General features: G+C 44.0%; 25 protein-coding genes, 1 tRNA gene, 1 rRNA gene and 2 riboswitches. Of the genes, 12 read left to right on the top strand and 15 right to left on the bottom strand.

Going from position 1 to position 25,180, the window contains the following annotated elements; translation table 11 throughout:
• Positions 1-24 precede the first annotated feature (24 nt).
• Positions 25-2,091 carry a transglycosylase domain-containing protein gene (locus tag MKZ09_RS00570; RefSeq protein ID WP_076208428.1) on the top strand — a complete coding sequence of 689 codons (2,067 nt, stop codon included), beginning with the start codon at positions 25-27 and terminating at the stop codon, positions 2,089-2,091.
• Positions 2,092-2,296: 205 nt separating this feature from the next.
• Positions 2,297-2,770 carry an AbrB/MazE/SpoVT family DNA-binding domain-containing protein gene (locus MKZ09_RS00565; RefSeq protein ID WP_076208429.1) on the top strand — a complete coding sequence of 158 codons (474 nt, stop codon included), beginning with the start codon at positions 2,297-2,299 and terminating at the stop codon, positions 2,768-2,770.
• 79 nt (positions 2,771-2,849) lie between these two features.
• Here the strand turns inward: MKZ09_RS00565 and MKZ09_RS00560 are convergent, their stop codons facing one another.
• A complete protein-coding gene (locus tag MKZ09_RS00560) occupies positions 2,850-3,356 on the bottom strand; it encodes a YwhD family protein (RefSeq protein WP_038568060.1) in 507 nt (168 codons plus the stop codon).
• A gap of 103 nt (positions 3,357-3,459) precedes the next feature.
• On the opposite strand from MKZ09_RS00560, the gene MKZ09_RS00555 reads away from it, so the two are divergent.
• The 6 genes from MKZ09_RS00555 to MKZ09_RS00530 all read left to right on the top strand — a co-directional run bounded on the left by MKZ09_RS00555 (position 3,460) and on the right by MKZ09_RS00530 (position 9,311).
• Positions 3,460-5,466: a M1 family metallopeptidase gene (locus tag MKZ09_RS00555; protein WP_076208430.1), complete on the top strand. Its 2,007-nt coding sequence runs from the start codon at positions 3,460-3,462 to the stop codon at positions 5,464-5,466.
• 11 nt (positions 5,467-5,477) lie between these two features.
• The gene (locus tag MKZ09_RS00550) at positions 5,478-6,308 is read left to right on the top strand and encodes a hypothetical protein (RefSeq protein WP_076208432.1); all 831 of its coding nucleotides are present in this window, start codon (positions 5,478-5,480) and stop codon (positions 6,306-6,308) included.
• A gap of 217 nt (positions 6,309-6,525) precedes the next feature.
• Positions 6,526-6,664, top strand: a riboswitch (cyclic di-AMP (ydaO/yuaA leader).
• A gap of 57 nt (positions 6,665-6,721) precedes the next feature.
• Positions 6,722-7,150 (top strand): C40 family peptidase, encoded by a 429-nt coding sequence (locus MKZ09_RS00545; RefSeq protein ID WP_052097401.1) that lies wholly within the window; start codon positions 6,722-6,724, stop codon positions 7,148-7,150.
• Positions 7,151-7,512: 362 nt separating this feature from the next.
• A riboswitch (cyclic di-AMP (ydaO/yuaA leader) is annotated at positions 7,513-7,655 on the top strand.
• Positions 7,656-7,660: 5 nt separating this feature from the next.
• Positions 7,661-8,152: a C40 family peptidase gene (locus MKZ09_RS00540; RefSeq protein ID WP_036679958.1), complete on the top strand. Its 492-nt coding sequence runs from the start codon at positions 7,661-7,663 to the stop codon at positions 8,150-8,152.
• Positions 8,153-8,341: 189 nt separating this feature from the next.
• Positions 8,342-8,827, top strand: a complete 486-nt coding sequence (locus MKZ09_RS00535; RefSeq protein ID WP_076138618.1) for a GNAT family N-acetyltransferase — start codon at positions 8,342-8,344, stop codon at positions 8,825-8,827.
• 127 nt (positions 8,828-8,954) lie between these two features.
• Positions 8,955-9,311, top strand: a complete 357-nt coding sequence (locus MKZ09_RS00530) for a c-type cytochrome (RefSeq protein WP_036679962.1) — start codon at positions 8,955-8,957, stop codon at positions 9,309-9,311.
• Between the two features lie 81 nt (positions 9,312-9,392).
• Here the strand turns inward: MKZ09_RS00530 and MKZ09_RS00525 are convergent, their stop codons facing one another.
• Positions 9,393-9,680, bottom strand: a complete 288-nt coding sequence (locus tag MKZ09_RS00525) for a 4a-hydroxytetrahydrobiopterin dehydratase (RefSeq protein ID WP_076130383.1) — start codon at positions 9,678-9,680, stop codon at positions 9,393-9,395.
• A gap of 228 nt (positions 9,681-9,908) precedes the next feature.
• Positions 9,909-10,202 (bottom strand): hypothetical protein, encoded by a 294-nt coding sequence (locus MKZ09_RS00520; RefSeq protein ID WP_036679966.1) that lies wholly within the window; start codon positions 10,200-10,202, stop codon positions 9,909-9,911.
• 206 nt (positions 10,203-10,408) lie between these two features.
• On the opposite strand from MKZ09_RS00520, the gene motA reads away from it, so the two are divergent.
• Together motA and motB are read left to right on the top strand one after the other, a co-directional pair.
• Positions 10,409-11,209, top strand: a complete 801-nt coding sequence (gene motA, locus MKZ09_RS00515) for a flagellar motor stator protein MotA (protein WP_036679967.1) — start codon at positions 10,409-10,411, stop codon at positions 11,207-11,209.
• The gene (motB, locus tag MKZ09_RS00510; RefSeq protein ID WP_076130384.1) at positions 11,193-12,008 is read left to right on the top strand and encodes a flagellar motor protein MotB; all 816 of its coding nucleotides are present in this window, start codon (positions 11,193-11,195) and stop codon (positions 12,006-12,008) included. The genes motA and motB overlap by 17 nt, the downstream gene beginning before the upstream one ends.
• 112 nt (positions 12,009-12,120) lie before the next feature.
• Here motB and rluF read toward each other — a convergent pair whose 3' ends face one another.
• Positions 12,121-12,822: a 23S rRNA pseudouridine(2604) synthase RluF gene (gene rluF / locus MKZ09_RS00505; protein WP_036679985.1), complete on the bottom strand. Its 702-nt coding sequence runs from the start codon at positions 12,820-12,822 to the stop codon at positions 12,121-12,123.
• Positions 12,812-15,139 (bottom strand): sensor histidine kinase, encoded by a 2,328-nt coding sequence (locus tag MKZ09_RS00500; RefSeq protein ID WP_036679971.1) that lies wholly within the window; start codon positions 15,137-15,139, stop codon positions 12,812-12,814. Before MKZ09_RS00500 ends, rluF begins: the two co-directional genes overlap by 11 nt.
• Positions 15,140-15,443: 304 nt before the next feature.
• Here MKZ09_RS00500 and tadA point away from each other — a divergent pair, with 304 nt between their 5' ends.
• Both tadA and MKZ09_RS00490 read left to right on the top strand, forming a co-directional pair.
• The gene (gene tadA / locus MKZ09_RS00495; protein ID WP_076142536.1) at positions 15,444-15,965 is read left to right on the top strand and encodes a tRNA adenosine(34) deaminase TadA; all 522 of its coding nucleotides are present in this window, start codon (positions 15,444-15,446) and stop codon (positions 15,963-15,965) included.
• Positions 15,966-16,535: a GNAT family N-acetyltransferase gene (locus tag MKZ09_RS00490; protein ID WP_036679973.1), complete on the top strand. Its 570-nt coding sequence runs from the start codon at positions 15,966-15,968 to the stop codon at positions 16,533-16,535.
• Between the two features lie 105 nt (positions 16,536-16,640).
• Here the strand turns inward: MKZ09_RS00490 and MKZ09_RS00485 are convergent, their stop codons facing one another.
• The 10 genes from MKZ09_RS00485 to rrf all read right to left on the bottom strand — a co-directional run bounded on the left by MKZ09_RS00485 (position 16,641) and on the right by rrf (position 25,141).
• Positions 16,641-17,732 carry a hypothetical protein gene (locus MKZ09_RS00485; RefSeq protein WP_076138622.1) on the bottom strand — a complete coding sequence of 364 codons (1,092 nt, stop codon included), beginning with the start codon at positions 17,730-17,732 and terminating at the stop codon, positions 16,641-16,643.
• A gap of 105 nt (positions 17,733-17,837) precedes the next feature.
• A complete protein-coding gene (locus tag MKZ09_RS00480; protein WP_076138623.1) occupies positions 17,838-17,990 on the bottom strand; it encodes a small acid-soluble spore protein P in 153 nt (50 codons plus the stop codon).
• Positions 17,991-18,001: 11 nt separating this feature from the next.
• The gene (locus MKZ09_RS00475) at positions 18,002-18,343 is read right to left on the bottom strand and encodes a hypothetical protein (RefSeq protein ID WP_036679977.1); all 342 of its coding nucleotides are present in this window, start codon (positions 18,341-18,343) and stop codon (positions 18,002-18,004) included.
• 145 nt (positions 18,344-18,488) lie between these two features.
• Positions 18,489-18,577, bottom strand: a tRNA-Ser gene (locus tag MKZ09_RS00470).
• A 67-nt stretch (positions 18,578-18,644) separates the two neighbouring features.
• Complete coding sequence (serS, locus tag MKZ09_RS00465) at positions 18,645-19,931, bottom strand: serine--tRNA ligase (protein ID WP_038568043.1); 1,287 nt, start codon at positions 19,929-19,931, stop codon at positions 18,645-18,647.
• 74 nt (positions 19,932-20,005) lie between these two features.
• Positions 20,006-20,602: a pyridoxal 5'-phosphate synthase glutaminase subunit PdxT gene (gene pdxT / locus MKZ09_RS00460; protein WP_076130391.1), complete on the bottom strand. Its 597-nt coding sequence runs from the start codon at positions 20,600-20,602 to the stop codon at positions 20,006-20,008.
• An 18-nt stretch (positions 20,603-20,620) separates the two neighbouring features.
• On the bottom strand, positions 20,621-21,502 hold the full coding sequence (gene pdxS, locus MKZ09_RS00455; protein WP_036679980.1) for a pyridoxal 5'-phosphate synthase lyase subunit PdxS: 882 nt from the start codon (positions 21,500-21,502) through the stop codon (positions 20,621-20,623).
• A 112-nt stretch (positions 21,503-21,614) separates the two neighbouring features.
• Complete coding sequence (locus MKZ09_RS00450; RefSeq protein ID WP_036679981.1) at positions 21,615-23,009, bottom strand: D-alanyl-D-alanine carboxypeptidase family protein; 1,395 nt, start codon at positions 23,007-23,009, stop codon at positions 21,615-21,617.
• 125 nt (positions 23,010-23,134) lie between these two features.
• Entirely contained in the window at positions 23,135-24,592 is a 1,458-nt protein-coding gene (gene guaB / locus MKZ09_RS00445; RefSeq protein WP_036679982.1) for an IMP dehydrogenase, read from the bottom strand.
• A gap of 432 nt (positions 24,593-25,024) precedes the next feature.
• Positions 25,025-25,141: ribosomal RNA gene (rrf, locus tag MKZ09_RS00440) — 5S ribosomal RNA — on the bottom strand.
• Between the last annotated feature and the right edge of the window lie 39 nt (positions 25,142-25,180).

Below are 25,180 nucleotides of genomic sequence, written 5' to 3'. Positions count from 1 at the left end.
TATGAGAGAAAGGAGTCTGGTGCCATGACACGCGAATCAACGAATCCACCGAAACGAAAAAGCCGCTTCCGGCGCTTATTTCGGCTGCTGGCAGCCTTGATCATATTATTTGTATTAACCACCGGAGCTCTGCTCGGTTATCTATATCAAAAAGATCTTCCACCGATTAGCGATGATGTGCGCTCCAAGCTGTTTGACTCCCGTGGCAATGTTCTTGCCACCTTTACCTCAGACGGCCGCAGCCGCGAACCCGTCAAATTAAGTCAAATTTCTCCCCTGCTCATTGAAGCTACACTAGCAGTCGAGGATCGTAAATTTTATGAGCATTCCGGATTTGATCTGAAAGGGATGGCACGAGCTGTTCTTGTCAATCTGGAAGAGGGGAACCGGTCGCAGGGTGCTAGTACGCTAACTCAACAGCTCGCACGTAACCTCTACCTATCCCATGAAAAAACATGGACGCGCAAGGCTAAAGAAGCTGTCTATACGATGCAGTTGGAGATGAAATACAGCAAAGATGAAATCCTGAACATGTATTTAAATAATATCTACTATGGCCACGGTGCTTACGGCATTGAAGCAGCCTCACGGATGTATTTTGGGAAATCTGCAGCGGATTTAGACCTTGCAGAGAGTACCATGCTGGCTGGAATTCCAAAGGGACCTACCTATTATTCACCATACAACCACATGGACAATGCTAAAAAGCGCCAGAGAATCATCCTGACCGTCATGGCGGATTTAGGTAATATCACTCAGGAAGAAGCCGGACAAGCCGTCCAAGAGAATTTAAGCTTCAAGCCGCAAGGACAAAAGGATACGCTTGTAGCTGCGCCTTATTTCCGGGATTATATCCGCAATTTGGCTATAGAATCGCTCCACATCAGTAATGATGAGCTGGAGCAAGGCGGACTAAATGTCTATACCACCCTAGACCCTGACATGCAGCATGCCGCAGAAAATGCCGTTGACAAAGAGATGGATCAAACTAGTGATCTGGAGACTGCGCTTGTATCCATCGATCCTCGCACCGGTTACATCAAAGCAATGGTCGGCGGAAAAAATTATCGTACCAACCAGTTCAATCATGCTTTAGCCACCACACGCCAGCCGGGTTCTTCCTTTAAGCCGATTATGTATTTGGCCGCACTCTCATCCAAAGAGATGACAGGACTTTCGGTCTTCAATAGTCAGCCAACGATGTTTCATTATGATAACAACCGCAAAACGTATCAGCCCCGAAACTTTGGGGATAAGTATCTGGGTGAAATTAATATGCGGCAAGCTATCGCAGCATCCGACAATATCTATGCTGTTAATACAATTATGAAGATCGGCGCGGATAAAGTAAGCGAAATGGCTGCGAAGATGGGCATTGACAGTCCACTTCAAAGCGTACCTTCACTGGCACTGGGCACTTCACCGATCAGTCCGCTTGAAATGGCTGCGGCTTTCGCTGTAATTGGAAACAGCGGTCAGAAAATGCCGACCACAGCCATTCTAAAAATAACCGATTCAAATGGCATGGTCCTGTATGAAGCACCTCAACCCAAAGGAGTAACCGTCGTAGAACCTGCAGCTGCCTATGTACTGACTCGTTTAATGGAGGGGGTATTCGAGACTGGGGGGACGGGCAATCGGGTGGCTTCCATAATCAAACGTCCGGTAGCCGGCAAGACCGGTACTACGGATACAGATGGCTGGATGGTAGGTTTCACCCCGGAGCTATCAACGGCAGTCTGGGTTGGATACGACAAGGGGCGCGACATCGCAACTACCGACGGACGGCGTGCAGCTCCCATTTTCGCCCAATTTACTGAAAAAGCGCTGGAAAATGTCCCTCCAAAAATTTTCCCCATTCCAGATGGAGTGGTCAGCGTATACGTCAATCCGCAATCCGGTAAACTTGCTACAGCAGCATGTCCCGACAAAGAACTGGAAACCTTTATTAGTGGAACTGAGCCCACCGAATACTGCGAATTGCATGGAACTGGCGCCGCTCCTGCTGTCGATGACACACAAAGCAAGGTAGATCCTGCTGAAGAGAATCGTTCCCTATGGAAGAACATTAAACGCTGGTGGTTGAATTAGCCTCTTCATTTATATTGAAGGGGTTTTTCTTTTTTTATAAGTTATATATTGTAGTAACAACAGGATTTCTAAATTCAAATATCACTTATCGCATAAGGGATGTAACCGTTTTATTTATTATGCTTACCCCATTCTCTTAACTCACAATTACTGCTATAATAGTTATTAGAAACCAAAATATAATGATGTAAATGAGGGACATGGGATGAAGGATACAGGCATGATCCGGAGTTTAGACAGTCTTGGGAGAATTGTGGTTCCCGCAGAAATCCGTATGACGCGTAATATCGACATTGGTGATCCTATCGAATTTTTTGTTTTAGACGAAAAAATCATCGTCCTTAGGAAGTACACCTCGACAGAGTGTACATTTTGCAGAAGCCACGACCATGTCACCTACTATAAAGAGCAGTTTATTTGTAGCAGCTGTCTAAAAGAAATTGTCGATCCTGCACGCATGTCTCAATTGCCAGAGTCACGTGAGGATTTTGTTGTTGAGGCACCAGAGCACAACACCAGCATCCGAAAGTCGAAGACAGAGGAAATGTGCCAACGTCTGGAACAAGCTATTGAAGATCATCCCTATGCCAACCAAAAAGAACTTGCAGAAATCCTCGGGATTAGCCAAGCCAGAGTGAGTCAGCTCAAACGCAAGCTTAGCAGCACAAGCAAATCATAAATTAAAAAAGCTTCGACGCTCCTATTTCCGGAGGTCGAAGCTTTTTCTATATCGGATAACCCTTCTGGAGGCTCCTATACTATTCAGTCAGTGCAGCTTTAAGCTCATCTGAGGATGCATTCCACCATGTTTCATTATGAGAGATCAAAAGGGATTTGAGGGCCGATTTCTCAACGGCTCCAAGCCCTGCCACATCGATCTTGCGTTTGAGAGCTGCATCCAGCTTATTGACATGCTCGGCAAGAATTTTCCATCCGCGGCGCGCTTCTGTATCAATCCACATTTCACAGGCTGTGATTCCACCATAAAATTGAGCTTCCAATGTACGGTCTACCGCTACCCATACCACCCAAACCTGTCTTCCATTCGGTACGTCTTCACGATTCATGGAAAATTTAATTCCTTTTTCCACCTTACTCTTGGCATGCATGGCACCGATATCAATAACCGCCACATCACCATCAATAATGACAGGTGAAACGTTGTTGAGATCTATAGAGCCTGCTCCAAAGCCTTTATGTTTACTTTTAGCGTTCACAATATTTAAGGCAATCTGTTTCTTGCCCTCCGGTTGTATGTTGTCCACGAGTGCACACCCTTCCTCTTACGAATAATTTAATTTTAGCTAATAATGCGGCGATTGCAAACATATACATCCCGTAGATGCTTGTCACGGGAGGAATCACACTATGAAGTCACTGTCATTAAAGTACATCATCTTTGCGACCCTGGCCATCCTCGCGCTGCTGGGAGGAGGAATATGGGCCTTTTCAGGGGATAGCTCTACGGCTTCTGTTACTAGCTTCGCTTCAAAAGAGGCCAAGTCCTCCAGCGGCACAGCGCCTGCAGCCGTACCACAGCAGGTATTGCCTGAGAGCGCGCCCGTCCCGGCAGAGGAGGCTTTAAGCCAGCGGGTAGTCGAGTATCACATTGATGTCCAGCTTGTTCCTGACACAGAAACCTTAAAAGCTTCTGAGACAGTAACCTGGACACACCCCGGAGTAAAGCCAGTAAGTGATTTATATTTTCACATGTATCCAAATGCATTTGCCTCATCAGATACCACCTTTATGAAGGAATCCGGGGGGACGCTCAGAGGCGACAGCATGCCTGAGAACGGCTTCGGAAATATGACGCTGACCGATCTGCGCACGACAGAAGGAACTTCGCTAATGCAAAGAGTGCAATATGTCCAACCTGATGACGGCAATATCAACGATAAGACGCTCCTAAAGGTACATCTTCCTCAGCCTGTTAATGGTGGGGAAAGTGTAACACTTAAGCTTCAGTATGAAGTCCAGCTGCCCAAAATCTTTGCACGCATGGGTGCTTCAGGTAACTTCGTTATGGCTGGGCAATGGTTCCCTAAGCTTAGTGTATACGAGCCGAGGGGCACACGCGGAGTTAAAGAAGAAGGCTGGGACCTGCATCAGTATCACGGAACCTCTGAGTTTTACAGTGATTTTGGCATCTTTAATGTAACGATTGCCGTCCCTTCCAACTATACGGTGGCTGCGACCGGATTTCCTGTAAAAAATGCCAAGCTCAAACAAGATCAGAAAATATATCAGTTCTACGCCGATGATGTCCACGATTTCGCTTGGGCCGCTTCCCCTGATTTTACAGTAGCTGAGGAAGCCTTCTCTACGCCGGAGGTGCCTGGAGTACGAATTAAGGTGTATCTCGACCCACTACACAAAGATTTAAAAGAGCGTTACCTTCAGGCTGCCAAGGCTGCCCTGACCTACTTCAGCAAATGGTATGGTCCTTATCCCTACTCTACGCTGTCTATTGTCGTCCCACCTAAGGAGGGCAACGGTGCTGGAGGAATGGAATACCCTACCCTTATTACAGCCTTTGGGGCCGCGGATTCTTCTCCAGATACCTCACTTGAAAGAACCGTCATTCATGAAATCGGCCATCAATACTTCTACGGTATGGTAGCCAGTAATGAATTCGAGGAGGCCTGGCTGGATGAAAGCTTCACTTCCTATGCCGAAGACAGACTTATGGAGCAAGAATACGGTATCAAGTCTAATTTGCCTTTACAGGCCAGCCTGGTAACTATACCTGAGCCGTTAAATCTGGAAACGTGGAAATATGCAGGGGCGGATTCCTATAGCCGAAATGTTTATATCCGCGGCAAGCTTGTACTTAAAGATATCGAACGCCAGGTAGGTACCAAAGCAATGAACAACATCATGTCCTCCTACGCTCGTAAGTTCCGTTTCGAGCATCCTGCTACGTCAGATTTTCAGAAAGTCGTTGAGAAGGTAACCAAAAAACCATGGCAGGCCTATTTCGATGATTACATTTATGGTGATGGAGCGCCTGACTTCTCAGTAGATACGATTGCTTTTAAAAAAAATAACAGCGGCGATGCCCCAAGCTACGAATCATTAGTGAAGATTTCAAACAAAGGGAGCCATTACGTTGATGTTCCCGTGAAATTCACATTCGCCGACAGCTCTTCGGTGCAGCGGGTCTGGAACGGTGAAGGAGCAGAGACTACGTTTCAATTGTTAAGCGATAAGCCTCTTCTCTCTGCTGAGATTGACCCTGAACATTCCATCTTATTGGAGAGCAAACATCTAAACAACTTTAGGCTGGCGGAAATAGAGCCCAAGACGCTCTCTCGCTGGACATTAAGTGTAACTAAACTACTTGAAACCGTGCTCGGAACTCTTGTCTGGTGAGGTGAATGATTGTGAGAACATCGATAACCCGCGGCTGGCAAAGCATGAAGGAGCAATTTTATATTTTAATTCTGCTCTTCATCTACCGACTGCTCTGGGGCTACTTTATGTATGGTTTCATCCGATCTGCTATTATTCCGATTCTACTGCGCTATCCGGATAAAGACGCCGGAGGCAGCGGTATGGGCAGACTGTTATATTATATCGAGGGACAGTTCAGCTTGAATACGAACCCTTCGATACGCACTTGGTTATGGATGCTTCTGGCGCTTGTTGTCTTGCGACTTCTGCTTTCCCCTTTCATAAGGGCAGGATTGCTGCATGAGCTCCACCAGGAGCGAAAGGGCGAGCGTGGACTGTTCTTTTTCCCTGGCATGAAGATCTATGGACTACCTGTCTTAGTCTTTAGCCTAATCGAATGGGTGCTGACCCTGCTGCCGCTTTACTGGCTTGCTCCAAAAATGTACGGGCTGTTCTTATCCTCTTTGTTTAACTACGCTTTGTTACTTCATTTAGTACCATACGTATTGGCATGGCTTATATATATTTTTATCGTGCGCCTGTTTCTTCTATATATGCAGTTTGGTTACACCGGCGGTACAGGAATGTTCTCCTCACTGTTCATCTGCTTGCGGTCACTGATTCCTGCTATAGGTGTTTCCATTGTACTTGGTGCGGGAGGCTTGCTCTTACTGCTAGTGTGCGGACTGACGGGTCTGTTCTGTCCCGGCCTACCGGCACTTATAATACGGCAAATCTCACCACTACCTTCTACGCTCTTAAAAATGTGGGGAATCTCTGCACAATATCATCTATGGCGTAGCAAAGCATTTCCACAATAAATCAACCTTATTTGACATAATAAAAAGGTCCCAATTCCTGTATTCAGGAGCTGGGACTTTTTCTCATTACGGATAACTTAAGAGTATTTGCAAAATCGTAAAAGCTCTGTTACAATAAGTCCTGTGCTATTAGTAACAATTTTGTAATCAATTGAAACGATTCCTACATAACTAAATGTATTTATCGTAAGTGTAACTGTCGAAACGTCATTCTCTGGTGCTTAACACGCCTAATTCCTTTGCACCGGGAAGTGGGGGAACCATATTTTGGGTGAATTGATCTCGCTTTACAGGGATCATAGGGAATCTTCTACCGAACCCTTAAGCTAACCTCGCAGGCCTTGGAAGGAGTACATCTTTTGAAAAGACATAATTTAAGAAAAAAATGCGTCGCTGCGGCGCTAGGACTTGTAATGGCGTTATCTATTGGTGGAGGAAGCGCCTTTGCCGACTCTAAAATGGACTCTGTAATCTCAAAGACTATTGGAGTTGCCTATAAAACCGGAGGTACAAGCACTGCCGGATTTGATTGCTCTGGATTTACAAAGTATGTATTCAAGAATGTGGGTCTTACTTTACCTCGTACATCAAAAGCTCAATATAGCGTTGGAACTGCTGTATCCAAAAGCAATCTGCGTTCTGGTGATCTAGTGTTCTTTAACACACTTGGCAATGGAGTATCCCATGTCGGCATTTATGTTGGAAACGGAAAATTCGCACAATCGTCCTCTTCGCGTGGAGTGACCATCACTTCACTCAGTCAGGCCTACTGGGCCAATCGTTATGTTGGCGCTAAAAGAGTAATGAGTACTTCAGCTTATCAAGCTGTAGCCTTCGATTGAAACCTTCCTCACAACTATAACCTCATAATTACAACTATATGAACCTGAATCTGATTATGCCCGTAATCAAATTCGGGTTTTTCTTTTTTCCATAATATATTTTTACACTATTAGAGCCCAATTGAAACACGTTTATTTGATAAAAATTGCAATTATATTAAAAATTAGGTCATTATTAACGCTTACATATGCCTTTCTACCGTAAAAATTCCAATTTTTCTGCATTAATATGTTAAAAACGATTGCCAAGCGGCTTTCTGTTTGTTACAATTAGCGCAGTGAGATTTTAGTAACATTTTTGTAATCATTAAGTTGTTATTTACAAAGGTTTTGTCATGTATTGATTACAAGCTAATCCTAATCAACAGTATGAGCCGAGTTTCCTAACTATTAGGAAAACGGGGGAACCAACTTTGGGTGAATTGACCTCCATTATATAGAGGGGTCATAGGGGACCTTCAACCGAACCCTTAAGCTAACCTCGTAGGCATTTGGAAGGGGTATACACTTTTGAAGAAGAAGTTAGCAGCAGCAGTACTAAGCTTTTCCATCATCCTCACCATCGGAGCAGGAAGCGCTTTCGCAGATTCCAAAATGGATAAAGTGATTGACAAGGCCATCGGTACTAAATACGTATCCGGCGGTATATCCACTAACGGATTTGATTGCTCCGGATTTACAATGTATGTGTTTGATAAGATTGGCATTAACCTTCCACACCAATCAGGTTCCCAATATCAAATGGGCACAGCAATCTCCCGTGATGATATAAGAGCCGGAGATCTTGTATTCTTCAATACAAGTGGCAAAGGTGTCTCCCATGTCGGCATTTATGTCGGTGAAGGTAAGTTCGCACACGCTTCTACCTCACGCGGTGTTACGATTAGCTCTCTGAGTGATAGCTACTACGTGAAACGCTACGTTGGTGCCAAGCGCATTATGAGCACAGACGCTTACCAATCGGTTGCTGCTGAATCGGAAGACAATGATGATGTGCAATAAGTAACGTACATAGGCTCTTTTCCAAGGTAACTCTTGGAGGAGAGCTTGTTTTTTTGTCTTATTACTTATTTACCCCTCTCATAATTTGTAAAACATTTCTCTCATATAAAGTTTCTGAGTCGAACCTCCCCCATTTTGTATATAATTAGTAATATAGCAATGTCCTCGTGAAAGGAGATCGATGACTTTATGATAAATCCCTCGGTAACTTTTCATGTAGTTCCTATGGAGGCAATTCACGGAGAAGCTATTTGTAAGTGGAGCTATACGCCTCCATATAATATTTATGGCTGGATGCCGTGGGAGCAGATGCAGGCTCTTGGCATCGAGTTTGGTGATCCGCAGCTCCGGGAGGAACAATATATCTCCATATTAAATGAACAAGAGGTATTGTGCGGATTCGCACAGTTGTTCCCGATGGAAGGAGTCGTTCGTTTAGGAGTTGGGATGCGCCCCGATCTATGCGGCCATGGTTTAGGCAAACTATTCGTGGATGCCATCGTCCAGACAGCCTTGAATCGTTATCCTGATCGTGAGATAGATCTAGAAGTCCTGACCTGGAACCAACGCGCCATACGAACTTATCAAAAATGTGGATTTACGATTACAGATACGTATGAACGCCGCACACCTACAGGAGATAAACCTTTTTATTGCATGGTCTATGACAAATGATATTAAATACCATATATTTCATAAGAATGATTGTATTCTCGTTCATTTTTTTGTCACAAACCCTATGATAACGCTTCACCATAAGCTATAATGTAGGGAGCAGCTTACATAGAAGGGACGAATTGGGATGCAGAAATGGATCATGAGCGGTTTGTTTTTTGCCGCCTGTGCCTTTGCGGTAGTACTCATGTTTACACTTCCGGGTAAAGAAGAGGTAGCGGAAGAAAATAAGCCCACGATGCCGGTAGTTCAACTGGACGCAGCAAAGGCAGAAGCAACCGTGAAAGCCAGCTGTATCACCTGTCACGGCGATCAGCTTCAAGGTGGAGTTGGACCAAGTCTTCAGAATGAAGGCGGCCAGCATGACGCTGAGGAAATCTACAGCATCGTCACTAAAGGACGTGGTCAAATGCCTTCCTTTAAGGAGAAGCTAGCGCCTGAAGAGATCGCCAACGTCGCACTCTGGCTCTCAGAGAAAAAGTAACCCATCAAGCAACTAAAAACGCCCGTGTATGAGATAGCTGACTATCTATGCACGGGCGTTTATTTTATGATTTTGGCTAAACTAGTGATTTTTTTCAAAGGCTTCATTAAATTCATGCGCCGCTCGAAGATCTAGAGCCGTAATCCCATCTTCTTCATTAGATTCAAGTCGCAGGGTAACTGTTTTATAATCAATCGTAATATGTGGATGATGATCGAAGGCTTCTGAAATCGTGGCTACTTCATCAACGAAAGCAATGCCCTTCATATATTGGCTGAACATATATTTTCGCACCATAACATTATTATCCAGCTTCCAGCCCTCCAGCTTAGTGATCTCCTCACGCAGTTCCTCTTCCGTAAATAACAATTCGTTTCCTCCCTTACAAAAAGTTGCAGTAAAGTGCGCAGTTCCCTTTACTTGACTTAGGCGTTAAACAAAACATCCCTTAGCTTCTGAGGTCCAAGGGATGTGCCAGGATAAAGGCGATATTTTCGATTTAATGTATTCACAAATCCCAGCGATTATAACTCGGCTTTATCAATTTTAACACGGGCTACTAACTACGGGCAAATTACGTCCCGACGTCTCCTCAACCTAAATCAAAACCACTGAAGCCAAATCCTCTTCGCCAACTAAAATATTAATGCGGTGCGTGTCCTTATCGTAAATAATTACGCCGCTCCCCACTTCAATCATAGGTTCATTACCCAACGCGAAGAAAAGATCCTCAGCCAATGCTTCCCATACCTCCAGCTTTGATTCTTGGGGTAGTTCCTGCCACTCGTCCGGATCCATCTCGAAAAATAAATATCCATCGGAAATTCGTCCGACGGCTTCGGTCAAATCCGTTAGAATTTCACCGTAATCTCTACCATGCTTTACACCCACGTATATCACTCCGTTTTCTTCACAGATGAATAATTACTTACCTTATCCATTATAGCCGAAAAAATGACTTCACAAAAAACCGAATGATGTCGATAAATAAGAATATACGTTAATTCGGTTTCGCACAGAGTGCCCTGCCGCTGTTTCAAGGATGATATACGCGGCATTGTCGGAACACATCTTAAATCTCACGGACGAGGTGCAAAATGGAAATTTCAACAATAATTGGTTTAATTTTTGGTTTGGTTGCTGTAATCTGGGGCATGATCCTCAAGCACGCTCCACTTCATGCTTTGGCCACACCTGCTGCTTACGTTATTATCTTGGTGGGTACGGCAGCTTCTATTTTCATGGCTTTTCCTTTCAACGAGGTCAAAAAGATTCCAAGTCTGTTCAAAATGATTTTTATCAAAAAGAAATTAATCAGTAAACCCGAATTAATCACTATGTTCATGGAATGGGCTTCTATCACACGGCGTGAAGGTCTGTTGGCTCTAGAATCAAAGGTCGATGAAATAGAAGATAACTTCCTCAGGAATGGCATGCGGATGATCATTGATGGAAATGATCAGGATTTTGTCCGCGATGTCCTCATGGAGGATATCCACGCCACAGAGGATAGACATAAAGCAGGAGCGCTCATTTTCTCACAGGCAGGTATGTATGCTCCTACCCTTGGGGTGCTCGGGGCGGTTATCGGCCTCATCGCCGCTCTGGCTGATATGAGTGATATGAACAAATTGGCTGCGGCAATCGGGGCTGCCTTCATCGCCACTTTGCTAGGTATCTTTACAGGTTACGTATTATGGCATCCTATTGCCAATAAGCTGAAACGTCTCTCCAAACAAGAAATCGAAGTTCGAATGATGATGGTCGAAGGTCTTTTGTCCATACAGTCCGGTGTATCTACTATTGCCATCAATCAGAAGCTTGCTGTATTCCTAACACCTTCGCAACGCGTTAAGTTAAATGAGAAGGACGGTGGATCAGGTGAGCAAAAAGACTAGACACGAAGAGCATGAAGAACATGCCGATGAATCGTGGCTGTTACCTTATTCCGACCTCATGACTCTTCTGGTGGCTCTGTTCATCGTTATGTATTCTATGAGCGCAACGGATGCCAAGAAATTTGAAGAGATGAGTCAGGCCTTCAGTTCCGCACTTAATGGCGGTACAGGTATTCTTGAAGAGCGGGCAGCAATGCCTAGTAAGACTCAAGAAGATCTGGGGAAAAATGATAAGATGGGTAGCTCTACTTCCAAGAAAGCTGAAGAAGCAGAAATGGCAAAGCTACGACAAAAGGAACAAGAGGATTTAGAGAAGCTTAAGAAACAATTCGATCAATATATTAAGAGCAACGGTCTAACGGATCTGCTCAGTACGAAGCTTAATCAATCTCAGCTAATGATTACGATCAGTGATAACGCATTGTTCGCCTCTGGCCAAGCCATTGTTAAGGATGATTCGCGGCAATTAGCTAAATCCATCTCAACGATGCTGCAACAATTCCCGGATTATGATGTAGTAGTGCAAGGGCACACCGACGATATTCCGATTTCTAATAGCAACTATTCATCCAACTGGGATCTGAGTGCGGATCGGGCACTTCAGTTCATGAAGATTTTGCTGCAGAACACGAATCTAAATCCGCGCAAATTTAGTGCGATTGGATACGGCGAGTATCATCCTATTTCGGATAATGACACAGCTACCGGCCGAAGCAAGAATCGCCGGGTAGAGGTTTCCATTATTCGCAAATATCAAGAATCCAAAGAGTTTACAGGGATTGTTCCCTCTGCTGAATAAGTGATTTCATAAGGTAATAAAAAGAGCTGTCCAAAGGTCTTAGACCCTGGACAGCTCTTTTTTGTTGCGAGTACTACATTCTATATGGACCTGTAACATTGTAATAACATTCCTACAGTAACTCGTAGTTCAGCGTAGCTCCAAGCTCTTTCTTCTCATCAGCAGACAGCTCCCGCCATTCTCCCGTTTGCAATGCCCCCAGGCGAATATTCATAATCCGAATGCGTTGCAGCTTTCGAACCTCATAGCCAAAAGCGCTGCACATACGACGAATCTGACGATTTTTGCCCTCTGTCAAAATAATACGGAAGACACGCTCCGTAATACGCGTGACCTCACAGGGCAGTGTCTTCTCACCTAATATTTTCACACCGCTGGACATGCCGGTAATAAACGAAGGCGTAATGGGTCTGTCCACGGTAACCACATATTCTTTTTCATGCCGGCCTTCCGCCCGTAAAATTTTATTAACGATGTCGCCATCATTAGTAAGCAAGATTAATCCTTCCGAATCCTTATCGAGACGACCAATCGGGAATATACGTTCATGATGACCTACAAAATCGACAATATTCCCCTTGATATGCTGTTCTGTGGTTGATGTAATCCCTACCGGCTTGTTTAGAGCAATGTAGACCGTCTGGCTTGAGGTTTCAAGCGCTATACCATCTATTCGCACATCATCGCCCGGAACAGCCTGACTGCCCAGCACAGCAGGCTCTCCGTTGATCGTAACTCTGCCGGCATCCACAAGCTTGTCTGCTTCTCGGCGTGAACAGTACCCTGTCTCACTGATGAATTTATTAATTCTCACGTTGTTCTTCACTCCGTTCATCCTTAATGTTAAGCCAAGGTGTACCCCCTCCAGCTGCAGGCAGCTTAATCATAACGGTTGTCCCCCGGCCAACTTCACTTTGTATTTCCAAATGACCCTTATGAGCCTGAATAATACGCTGGCTAATCATTAACCCAAGACCAGTCCCCGATTCCTTATTCGTGAAGAACGGTTCACCCAGCTTAGGCAGCACGTCCTCTGGAATCCCTTCACCCTGATCTTTGATTACTATAAAGACGCAATCCACAGAGTTCCACAGTTCCATTGAAATGACGCCACCCTCAGGCATAGCCTCAATTGCATTTTTAACAATATTAATGAATACCTGCTTCAGCTGGTTCTCTTCACAATGTACAGTAGCAGGTTGTTCAGAGAATTTCGTACTAAATTGAATATCATGTAGATGAGCCAGACTATCCAATAGAGAAACTACATCACCTAATATGTAGCGAAGATCTTTTTCCTGAAAATGAACGGCTTGCGGCTTAGCCAGGATTAAGAATTCACTGACGATAAGATTAATCCGCTCCAGCTCGGATAACATCAGCTCTACATGAAGCGGAACCAAGAGCTCCTTCTCCTGTTGAAGCTGTAAAAATCCTTTTAATGTGGTAAGAGGGTTACGAATCTCATGAGCTACTCCTGCGGCCAATTGGCCGACCGTAGTTAGTTTCTCAGAGCGTCTAAGCAGCTCCTCCATTCGATTGCGTTCCGTCATATCACGAGAAACGTGAATAAAGGAATGGGGATAACCCTCTTCATCTCGAATTATCGAGGTACTAACGCTAACCTCAACTAATGATCCGTCCCGTTTAAGTCTCACTGTCTCAATCGGCGGCAGAACTGCACCATTTCTTAACGCGTCCAGCCGCTCTTCCTCTTGCTTAAGCGCTGTCGCGGGTACAAGATATGGCATATTACCGATCACTTCTGTTGCACTCCATCCATACAGCTCCTCAAAGGCCCTGTTAGTGCTAGTGATTCGTCCCTCCATATCCAACGTATGAATCGCATCAGACGTCCCGTTAATTACGGATTCCAAATGCTCCTTAACCGCCCGGTTCTCTTCCAGCGTCTGCTTAAGACGATTGGTGCGTTGCATAAGATGAGAAGTCATAGCGTTAATCCGCAAGGCTAATTGACCTAACTCATCACGAGAGGTTACCTTTAATGGAGGTTCGAACTTACCTCGCGCTACATCATTGACTTTGGCAAGTATAGCCTGAATTGGACGAGTAACAAAACCTGAAAGTATGTAACTACATAGCAAAAATAATGCCAGCAACAACAGAGACGTAGTCAAATAATTGGCTAATTGTTCATGAACTACGGATGAAATCACAGAATAATCCAAAACTACACCGATTACGTAGGGCTCCATTTTAGGATTCTGAATAGGGATGAAGCTTTTAAGCACTCTTTTCCCATGTACCCTCGTCTCCAGTGTAACTGGCTTCTGCTTCTGCTGAGCTAATAGAATGGCCGCTTTATCTTGCTCCACATTACCATAAGTATAGGTACCGAACTTAATTGGGCGGTTGCCAAGTTTCTTTTTAAATGCATCGCTTCCATCGCCCGCCATACTCGCTAAACCAAATGTTGTTGGATTAAATCCTGTAAGCTCTAAAATCCCTGGATTAACTTCTTTGGTTCGCTCTACAATTTGATCGGGATTGGTGATTTTGACATATTCACTAGCCGCAGTATTGAGAATAACAGGATTAATGATGTAATTGCTTGCTTCATCATGATAATAACCCCACTTCTCAATGAAATCGGGATTGTAGGTTGAATATTCAAATGGGCCTGACCAAAAATGATCCAATGCCTGACCTTGTCCCACAGTGACTTCCTGATTATCAAATAACTCCAAAAGGGCAAGGTACCAGTACCCCCAACCTTGAGTGGACATTCCAATATCAATAGGATTTGATGCCTTTGTCACCACGATATCATTATCAGTCTTTACCAGAATTGAAATATTAGACACGCCCAACTTGGAAGTTAGGGCCTTAAGTTGAGCATTGGTTATATTCTTATAATCCGGACCCAATTCCTTAGAGGCAAAGATGGCAGCCATTCTTAAGTTATGCGCAATTTGATATTCTACATAGTTAGAGCTATAGTTACTTTGTTCTACAGAAACAGCCATTTGCATAGCGGTGATCTGCATATTATTTACGTTTTCATTTCTTAGATTATTCTGAGCGGCATAAAGGTTAAATGTCAGGTTTAATGCTAAAATTAGCAGTACCGCTCCAAAAATAATAGCAGATAGTTTTGTCTTTATGGACAAACTGTTATTCACCTCTTATCCACTGGTAAATCCTTGCGGAGCCTATAATAAACATCATACCTTTTGCCCCCTCATTTGAAAAGGACATTTAAAACAAGCCTATTAATTCACGAAATATTGAAATTCAAAAGGTGTTTCTCTACAATATATAAGAAACCATCCACATCTTATGCACATATAAACAAATTATTAAAGCCCGATGTGTACAAAAATGTGTATAAGTAGGCTGTTATCCACAGAGTTATACACATTTTGTTAAGAACGAATATTTGTTCGTTGTACAATGGTTACAGAAGAAGGGAAGATGATCTTGAATATTAAAGCCAATGAATCGCCAGAAGATATACAAGCGGTTCATGAATATTGGATGAGGCAGGCGATCGCAGAAGCACGTAAAGCTGAGGCATTAGGTGAGGTTCCTATTGGCGCTGTCATTGTTCGACATGGTGAAATTATAGGACGTGGATACAATTTACGAGAAACGACAATGGATTCGACAGCCCATGCAGAGATGGTAGCCATTCGTGAGGCCAGCAATGTCATGAATTCTTGGCGTCTGCTGGATTGCCAGCTGTACGTCACCCTAGAACCTTGTCCGATGTGTGCAGGAGCAATAGTGCAGTCCAGAGTGCCTCTCACGGTATATGGAACGCCTGACCCTAAAGCTGGATGTGCCGGGACCCTCATGAACTTGCTTGAAGAACCGCGATTTAATCATAGAACTGAGGTAATACAGGGTGTTTTACAAGAAGAATGTGCAGATCTACTCACCTCCTTCTTTCGCCGTTTACGTAAAAAGCCAATAAAACAAAAGGAGGACTCCTAAATGACCCTTACTCTATATCATACCTCTCAAGGCATCTATATTTCTCCACTTGAGCTTAAGGATGCACAGAGCCTGCTGGAGCTTCGTTTAAATAACCGGGTAACCCATGAACCGTTTGAGCCAAAACGTGATGAGCACTTCTTTACCCTGGAGAGTCAACAACAGATCATCAATCAGCGTATTGAGGACGCCCTACAGGACAGAGCTTATATGTTCGGCATTTATCTGCTGGATGGACAGCTAATCGGTCAGATCACATTGTCCAACGTCTCACGAGGTATAGCACAATATGCTGATTTAGGATATTTAATGGATCATCGGATGCAAGGACAAGGTTATATGACAGCAGCAGTCGGATTAGTCCTTGGCTATGCGTTCCGGGCCTTAGGTCTACATAGAGTTCAAGCAGCTATTTTATTGCATAATGAAGCTTCCCGAAGAGTCCTGGAGAAGAGTGGGTTCAAACCTGAAGGGATCGCCCGTCAGTATCTTAAAATAAATGGACAGTGGCAGGATCACCAAACCTACGCAATCTTAACCGAAGATGTGCTGACTGAGGAACGGAAATAAGATTCTGCATTGTCGCAGGAATGAGTGCTACTTTTTTTCCTAAAAAAAGACCCGCATGGGCGTATAATATACGCATCATGCGGGTCTTAATCCTGCGAACTGGGATTAATAAGTTCCCATACCACCGAATTCTTCTCCAAGTTGATCCATTGTAATTACATCATCACCTTGAGGGATACCAATCTTGAATACCGGCTTCTCGTTGATCTTACTGTATTGGCCCGTTCCATTTACTGAGAAGGCTACTTTTGTGCCATCTTCCGGATCATTTACTTTAACATCCATCAATAAATCCTGATACACAGCGTATCCATCTTTATTGATCGCAGTATTATAGTGGAACTGGTTGATGGTAAGGTACTTATCAAGATCAGCTAAGCCCTTATCCAATTCAGTTCTAGCTTCACCTGATGTCAGTTCTTCTTTAGCCTTAGCTAGATCTGCATCTTTAATCTGCAGCATATCCTTGTATTCTTCCTTGCTTACGATATCAATGATTTTAGGCAGGGCATTATTCACCAAGATAGTGATTGCTTCTTTAACATTATCGTTAGTCACTTGGAACTGAACGACTTGTTTAGCTTCCACGCCTTCTGGTAAATTAGCATCTTTGGGATCAATCTCGTTAAAATATTTTTCTTCGTCATATTCAGCTAGGACAGCGTCCACCACTTCATTAGACAGCTTCTGCATTTTCTGAGTATCCATCGTACTTGGGTTAAATTCTGCACCCTCCTGCTCTGCCAACGCCTTCAGATCAACCTCTACAAACTTATTGAGGATCGTCTCAGGAATCGGTACGAAAGGAATAGATGGAATCTTAACATACAACTTCTCGGCAGTCATTACCATAGGAACATTAAAGCTCATGCTCATATCGCCCTTCAGATTCAGAACCATAGTTAGTTCTGTCTGCATTGGCTCTGCTTGATATACCCCATCAACGGTAATATCAGCATTCTTAAGCATACTAAGTACCTGTGTAGTCATTGCAGCAGATTCAGCGTCAGAAGTCTCGATCGTAAGATCGTTGATCGTGAATTTACTCTTCATCTCATAAGATGACATTGTAGTCGCTTTAGTAGCGGCTGATTTTAAGGCCTCTTTTGGCGCCTCCTGTTTACTTGCACATCCCGGCAGAATTACTGCTGCTGTAAGCAGCAATGCAGCGGCCGACAAACCCCACTTTTTGTTCATTATTGTTCTCCTCTCCCATTGTAAAAGAAATCTCTCCCCCTCCTATGATAAACCATTTGTAAAAATCAAGAAACACTTCTTTAAAATTCTTAACGTTTTTATTTGTTAACCTTGTGGATTATGGTGGTCAACATGGTTCGCTTGTTTCACCTTTTTAGAACCTGAAAGCGGTTCTGGACCTGAAGGTGTATGGTCTTTTCTCCGCTCACCACTTGTTGGCTCTGCCCCAGGAACAGGGATACTTTTTGGTTTCGACATTTTCATTCCTCCTAAGGATTGGTCAAGTTCTGAAGAGCCTGAGCACATTCATGAATTTGCCGTGAGTATTGCTGTGCCAGCTGCTGTACGGCATCACTACGCTCATCAATATGGAGACCGCTCTGTTCCACATCCAGCAGATCCACTGCCACTTCTCTGCTATCTACATACTTGCAGCGAAAATCCAATGAATAGCCTTGATGACCTGCCGCATTAAAATGAATCAGCAAGCTATTCGGATCCCCATTATCCGCCAGCACACTGAAACTATCCCCATCATCCATCAACGCCGGCAAACGCTCCTGCCAGGCTGAGACAAGCTTATGCTGATCAACTTCTAATGATCTATCCATGATTATGATCAACCTCCTTCTCTAATACATTGCGGAGAAATGAAGCTTTTTATTCTCAATAGAACTTGGTCTACCAAACAAAACAAAAAACCGTCCCCCAGAGGGAACGGTTTCTATCTAATTATTCTTTAAGTTCATAAAGGAATGGCGGAGAGGATGGGATTCGAACCCATGTGGGCTTGCACCCTAACGGTTTTCAAGACCGCCCCGTTATGACCGCTTCGGTACCTCTCCAAATGCATTTAAATTTCACATGCATTAGGATTGTACCATACTATGCAAAGAAAAAGCAACTATATCTTTAAATAGTTTTTGGTTGTATCGATTTTACATTGCGCATATAAGGTTGTAGGCATTCTGGAATCAGAACACTGCCATCCTCTTGCTGATAATTCTCAAGAATTGCAGCAACTGTACGTCCAACCGCCAAAGCAGAGCCGTTCAGCGTATGAACAAATTCAGGCTTCGATTTTGGATCCTTACGGAAACGAATATTTGCCCGGCGTGCTTGAAAATCTTCTGTATTTGAGCAAGAGGAGATCTCACGGTACATCCCACTCTCAGGCAACCACACTTCCAAATCGTACGTTTTAGCGGATGTGAAGCCCATATCAGCCGTACATAACCCAAGTACACGATAAGGCAGTCCTAACAGCTGCAGCACACTTTCAGCATCTGCTGTCATTTTTTCTAATTCCTCATAAGAGGATTCAGGGGTGGTGAGCTTCACCAACTCTACCTTGTTGAATTGATGCTGGCGAATCAAACCGCGAGTATCACGGCCCGCCGAGCCCGCCTCAGAACGGAAACAAGAGCTGTAAGCTACATGGTATTTAGGCAGGTCAGCTGCCGTCAAAATCTCTTCGCGATAGTAGTTCGTTACCGGTACTTCAGCTGTAGGAATCAAATAGTATTCGGTATCCCGCAGCTTGAACAGATCCTCTTCGAATTTAGGCAGTTGTCCTGTACCATACAAGCTGTCTTTGTTCACAATGTAAGGCGGCAGCATTTCCTCATAGTTATGCTCACCACTGTGAAGATCCATCATAAAGTTAATCAGCGCCCGTTCTAGACGTGCTCCAAGTCCTTTATAGAAAACAAACCGGGATCCTGTAACCTTTGCTGCAGCTTCAAAATCAATAATATCAAGCTGCTGCGCAAGCTCCCAATGTGATTTCGGAGTGAATCCGAATTCTTTGGGCTCCGACCAGCGGCGTAATTCAACGTTATCATCCTCAGATTTCCCTACTGGAACTGAATCATGAGGAATATTAGGGATATTCATAGTAAGATCAGCAATCTGAGCTTCCAGTTCACGTACTTCATCATCAAGCTCTTTAATTCGGTCAGATACTGTACGCATTTCTGTAATTAGATCATCTGCTGGCTCACCGTTCTTTTTCTTTTTCGCTACTTCACCTGAAACTGTATTACGACGGTTCTTAAGACCTTCGGTTTCTTGCAGTAATTCACGTCGACGCAAATCAAGTTGTGGAAAATCAGCAATTAAATCCAGTGATTTGCCCCGTTTTTCTAAAGCCTCTTCCACTCTTGCGTAATCACTACGTAGTATTTTTACATCTAACACAAAGTTTCCCTCCTGAAAACAGCCTAAACTCTTTCAAAATGCTGATTACAGCTTTGAAAGAGTCAGAATGTTCTTTATATGCGATTTTGTTGTTGGACTTCCCTATTCGCCTCTACCATATCGGCAAAATATTGGTGCAGTCTGAAATCATCGGTCAGTTCTGGATGAAAAGAAGACACCAGCAAGTTCCCTTCGCGCGCGGTTACAATCTCATCATTATAGACTGTAAGCACATCAACTCCCGGTCCTACCTCGTTGATAAGCGGTGCACGTATAAATACAGCACGAACCGGCTCATCAATGCCTTTAACCTCCAGATCACATTCAAAGCTTTCCCGTTGGCGGCCGAATGCATTCCGGGCTACGGTAATATCCATCAGCTCCAAATGCCCCGGTTCACCACCGGCAATTTTTTTGGCCAGCACGATCATACCCGCACATGTGCCAAAAATAGGCTTACCCTGATCAGAAAAATCACGGATGGCTTCTATGAAACCATATTTCCGCATTAGCTTTCCAATCGTTGTACTTTCTCCGCCGGGGATAATCAGGCCTTCAACTTCTTCTAGCTGCTCCACACGCTTGATAGGCACGCCTTCTGCACCGGTCTTCTCTATACTAACAATATGCTCCGTAACAGCGCCTTGAAGCGCCAATACTCCTATCTTCATCCTACAACCTTCTCTCTATTAACGGCCACGCTCCGACATACGTTCAGCCGGGGTGAGAGTTGCAATATCAATCCCCTTCATTGGTGCACCAAGGTTCTTGGATACTTCAGCAATCAGTTTGTAATCAGTATAGTGTGTAGTGGCTTCAACAATCGCACGCGCAAATTTCTCAGGATTGTCCGATTTAAAAATACCCGAGCCTACGAATACACCATCAGCACCCAAATGCATCATAAGAGCAGCATCGGCAGGAGTAGCTACACCCCCAGCCGCAAAGTTAACAACCGGCAGTTTGCCAAGCTCATGCACTTCGAGCAACAGCTCGTAGGAAACTCCCAGGTTCTTTGCTTCATTATATAGCTCGTCCTTGGACAAATTCGTTACTTTACGGATTTGACTGTTGATAAAGCGCATGTGACGCACAGCCTCAACAATGTTGCCTGTTCCTGGTTCACCTTTTGTACGGATCATGGAGGCACCTTCGTTAATACGTCTCAATGCTTCTCCCAGATCCTTCGCTCCACATACAAAAGGAACGGTGAACTCATGTTTATCAATATGGAATACTTCATCAGCAGGAGTAAGAACTTCACTCTCATCCAAGTAATCAACACCCAAAGATTCTAGAACTTTCGCTTCTACATAATGGCCGATACGAGCCTTAGCCATAACAGGGATACTTACCACTTTGAGAACCTCTTCTACAATTGTAGGATCGGCCATCCGTGCTACACCGCCAGCTGCGCGAATGTCAGAAGGTACGCGTTCCAGAGCCATAACAGCAACTGCACCAGCAGCCTCAGCAATTTTTGCTTGCTCTGCATTCATGACGTCCATAATGACGCCGCCTTTTTGCATTTCTGCCATGCCTCTTTTAACTCGCGATGTACCTGTTTCCATGTCCTAACCCCCCGAATGATCTATCTTAATCTAACTTGTAATTTTACCCCAATGAAGGGAAATCTACAACCCATTTACTCGGATTTACTGCTGATTTCGGCACCAAACTGCATTAGAACAAGTTCTTGATCCCTGAAAATAAATCACCGAAGAAATCGCCAATCGCTCTAAGGAACAACTTGAACCAGCCAGCTTTCTCAGCTTCCTCTACAGTGATCAGATTAACTGTTTTCTCCTGTGCTGCTTGCATGCCTTCAGCCTTGTAGGAATAAGTAACTTTACCTACTTTAGAGGATTGGGCTATAGGAGCAACCAAAGTTGCAGGGTCATTTGTTACAACAGTTGTAGTAACTTCAGGAGAAACCGTTCCCTTAGGAACAATGAAAGAAACTCCTTCATCAGTAACTATAGAAACATCTTTATTCTTGCCTTTCAGTACCGGAACTGTTTCCGTGCCAGCAATAACAGCCTTCGGAGCTACAACCTGTTTGATTTCAAAGTTGTTAAACCCGTAGTCGAGCACTTTTTTAGTTTCTGTGAATCGATGTGCCTCTGAATTAGCACCCATAACAACACTGATTAGACGCATTCCATCACGCACAGCAGTACCTGTAAAGCAGTTACCTGCATTTGTGGTATGGCCAGTCTTCAGTCCATCTAGACCTGGATAAGCATATGCCTTAAAGTTGGGGATACTTTTGTTAGCTTCCAGCATCCAGTTGTAGTTAATGATCGGCGCTGTATCCCGATCACGGAATTTATAAGACTGAATCGTTGTAAATTCAGTGAAGTCCGGGTGGTCAGTAACTATAAATTTGGCAAGAGTAGCTGCATCTCTAGCTGACATTACAGTCTCTTTATCAAGATCAGGACGGAATTTCTTCGGCATGTCTGCCCGATCAAGTCCAGTTGAGTTAATAAAATAGGTATTTTTCATGCCCATCTTCTGTGCAGTCTGATTCATTAGTTCTACGAATTGTTCTTCTGAACCCGATACCAATTCTGCCAAAGCAACTGTGGCATCATTCGCTGATCCTACGGCCATCGCTATGTATAGCTCTTTAACCGTATGTTCATCTCCAGCTGCCAGAAAAATTCGTGATCCGACCTGTTTGGAAGCATTCTCTTGAATGATAACTTTCTGATCCCAAGAGATGTCTCCTTTTTTCACGGCATCAGATACAAGATATTCAGTCATCATCTTGGTCATACTCGCAGGTGGGAGTGGTGTATCTGGATTTAGAGCCATAAGTACTTGGCCTGTAGTTGGTTCTATTAGAATAGCAGAACTCAATTCCAAGTTAAGAGATTCCACAGAAGGGATCTTAACTGCGTTGGTCTTGGGTGCAGTTTCAGTAGTAGTTGCGGCACCTTCGGTTGTAACCGGAGTTTTGCCCGCTTCAGCCAATGCTGGAATTACTGGGTTCATTAACATATTTAAAAGCAGACCTACAGTCGCTGTCTTAATTACAATTTGCTTACCATTAAATTTTCGTTTGTGCTTCAATGATTACGACTCTCCTTTAAATCTCATATCAATAGCTTGTTCTATTCTAACACAGGGGTACCCGCAAAAAAAGACAGACAGGACGAAATAGTCCTGTCTGTCCAAAAAATAATACGGTTAGTCCATTATACGGAATAGTTTGGAGCTTCTTTTGTAATTTGCACATCATGCGGGTGGCTCTCACGAAGTCCAGCACTTGTGATACGAATGAAAGAAGTATCGTTACGCAGTTCTTCCAATGACTTCGTACCGCAATAGCCCATACCTGAGCGCAATCCGCCGATCAATTGATGAACAGTGTCAGAAAGAGGCCCTTTAAAAGCAATACGTCCCTCAATTCCTTCAGGAACGAGCTTTTTATCATCATCTTGGAAATAACGGTCTTTACTGCCTTGTTTCATGGCACTCATGCTGCCCATACCACGATATACTTTAAATTTACGGCCTTGATAAAGCTCGGATTCCCCTGGGCTTTCTTCAGTACCTGCAAACATACTTCCCATCATTACAGCATGAGCACCCGCTGCGATAGCCTTAGTAATCTCCCCAGAATACTTAATACCGCCATCAGCGATAATAGGAATTCCGTACTCACGAGCAACTGTCGCACAATCATAAATGGCTGTAACCTGAGGTACGCCGATACCAGCGATAACACGTGTTGTACAGATCGATCCTGGTCCAATACCTACTTTAACTACAGATGCACCAGCTTCAATAAGTTCACGGGTTGCTTCACCTGTAGCCACGTTACCAGCAACAATCGTAAGATCAGGATACAACTCACGAATTTGGCGAACCGCTTCAATAATATTAATGTGGTGACCATGTGCAGAATCGACGACGATCAGATCCACACCAGCTTTTACTAATGCTGCAGTACGTTCGAAGGTGTCTTTAGAGATACCGACAGCTGCTCCAACAAGTAGACGGCCATGTGCATCTTTGGCTCCGTTAGGGAATTGAATAGCTTTTTCAATATCCTTAATGGTGATGAGACCCTTAAGAATATTATTCTCGTCCACAAGGGGAAGCTTCTCGATCTTATGACGTTGCAGGATACCTTCTGCTTCCTGAAGGGTTGTACCAACAGCAGCTGTTACAAGATTCTCATGTGTCATAACTTCTTTAATCTGAATATTGAAATCATGAATAAAGCGTAAGTCTCTATTAGTCAGAATACCGACAAGTTTATTGTCACTGTCTACAATCGGCACTCCGGAAATGCGATATTTACCCATTAAAAGCTCTGCATCAGATACCATGTGTTCTGCCGTAAGTGAGAATGGATTCGTAATAACTCCGCTCTCGGAACGCTTCACACGATCTACTTCTTCCGCTTGCTGCTCTACAGGCATATTCTTGTGTATAATCCCGATGCCACCCTCACGAGCAATTGCAATGGCCATGGCTGCTTCTGTGACTGTGTCCATACCTGCACTCATAAGTGGAATATTCAACTTCACATTCTTACTTAGAACTGTGGTCAAATCCACTTCTTTAGGCAGTACCTCAGATTTACGCGGAACCAGCAGCACATCATCAAAAGTTAGACCTTCTTTACCAAACTTATCTTTCCACACCTGGGTCATTCCTCCTCGGTTGTTTTAAATTATACCCGCCTACAAACTTTATGAAAGAAGAACCTTTGACTCCAGTCCATTCACGACAGACAATTCTGTACATCTGGGGGCTGAACAAGTGTAGATCTTCAATTAAGGTTTGAGATGCTTATCCAAAAATATATTATTGCCATCTTAGCAAAGGGCATTTGGACTGTCAAGAACATTACATCATCAGAGTAGGTATTCAAAAAACGGCCGCCGAGTAAGCGAATTATTGGACGTTAGTCCGTGCTGAGAGGACAATTTAGTGTGTTAAAAATTTATATTACACCTCTGTTCACCTTTTAAGCCACGCTTATCTCCATCTTAGTATCTCAAAATATAGCCCAATGAATTCTCTATTTACATAACAAAAAGACCACTGTCGATTACTCAACAGTGGTCTTGCGTGCTTGGCAACGTCCTACTCTCCCAGGACCCTTCGGTCCAAGTACCATCGGCGCTGGAGGGCTTAACGGTCGTGTTCGGGATGGGTACGCGTGGAACCCCTCCGCTATCGCCACCAAACATGCGTCTGTGAAACAGACGCTGCCGCGTGAAATTCGG

Source organism: Paenibacillus sp. FSL R5-0908 (assembly GCF_038006245.1).
GTDB lineage: Bacteria > Bacillota > Bacilli > Paenibacillales > Paenibacillaceae > Paenibacillus_AQ > Paenibacillus_AQ odorifer.
The sequence above is the reverse complement of the archived record's forward strand: the minus strand, read 5'-3'. Positions and strand labels throughout refer to the sequence as shown.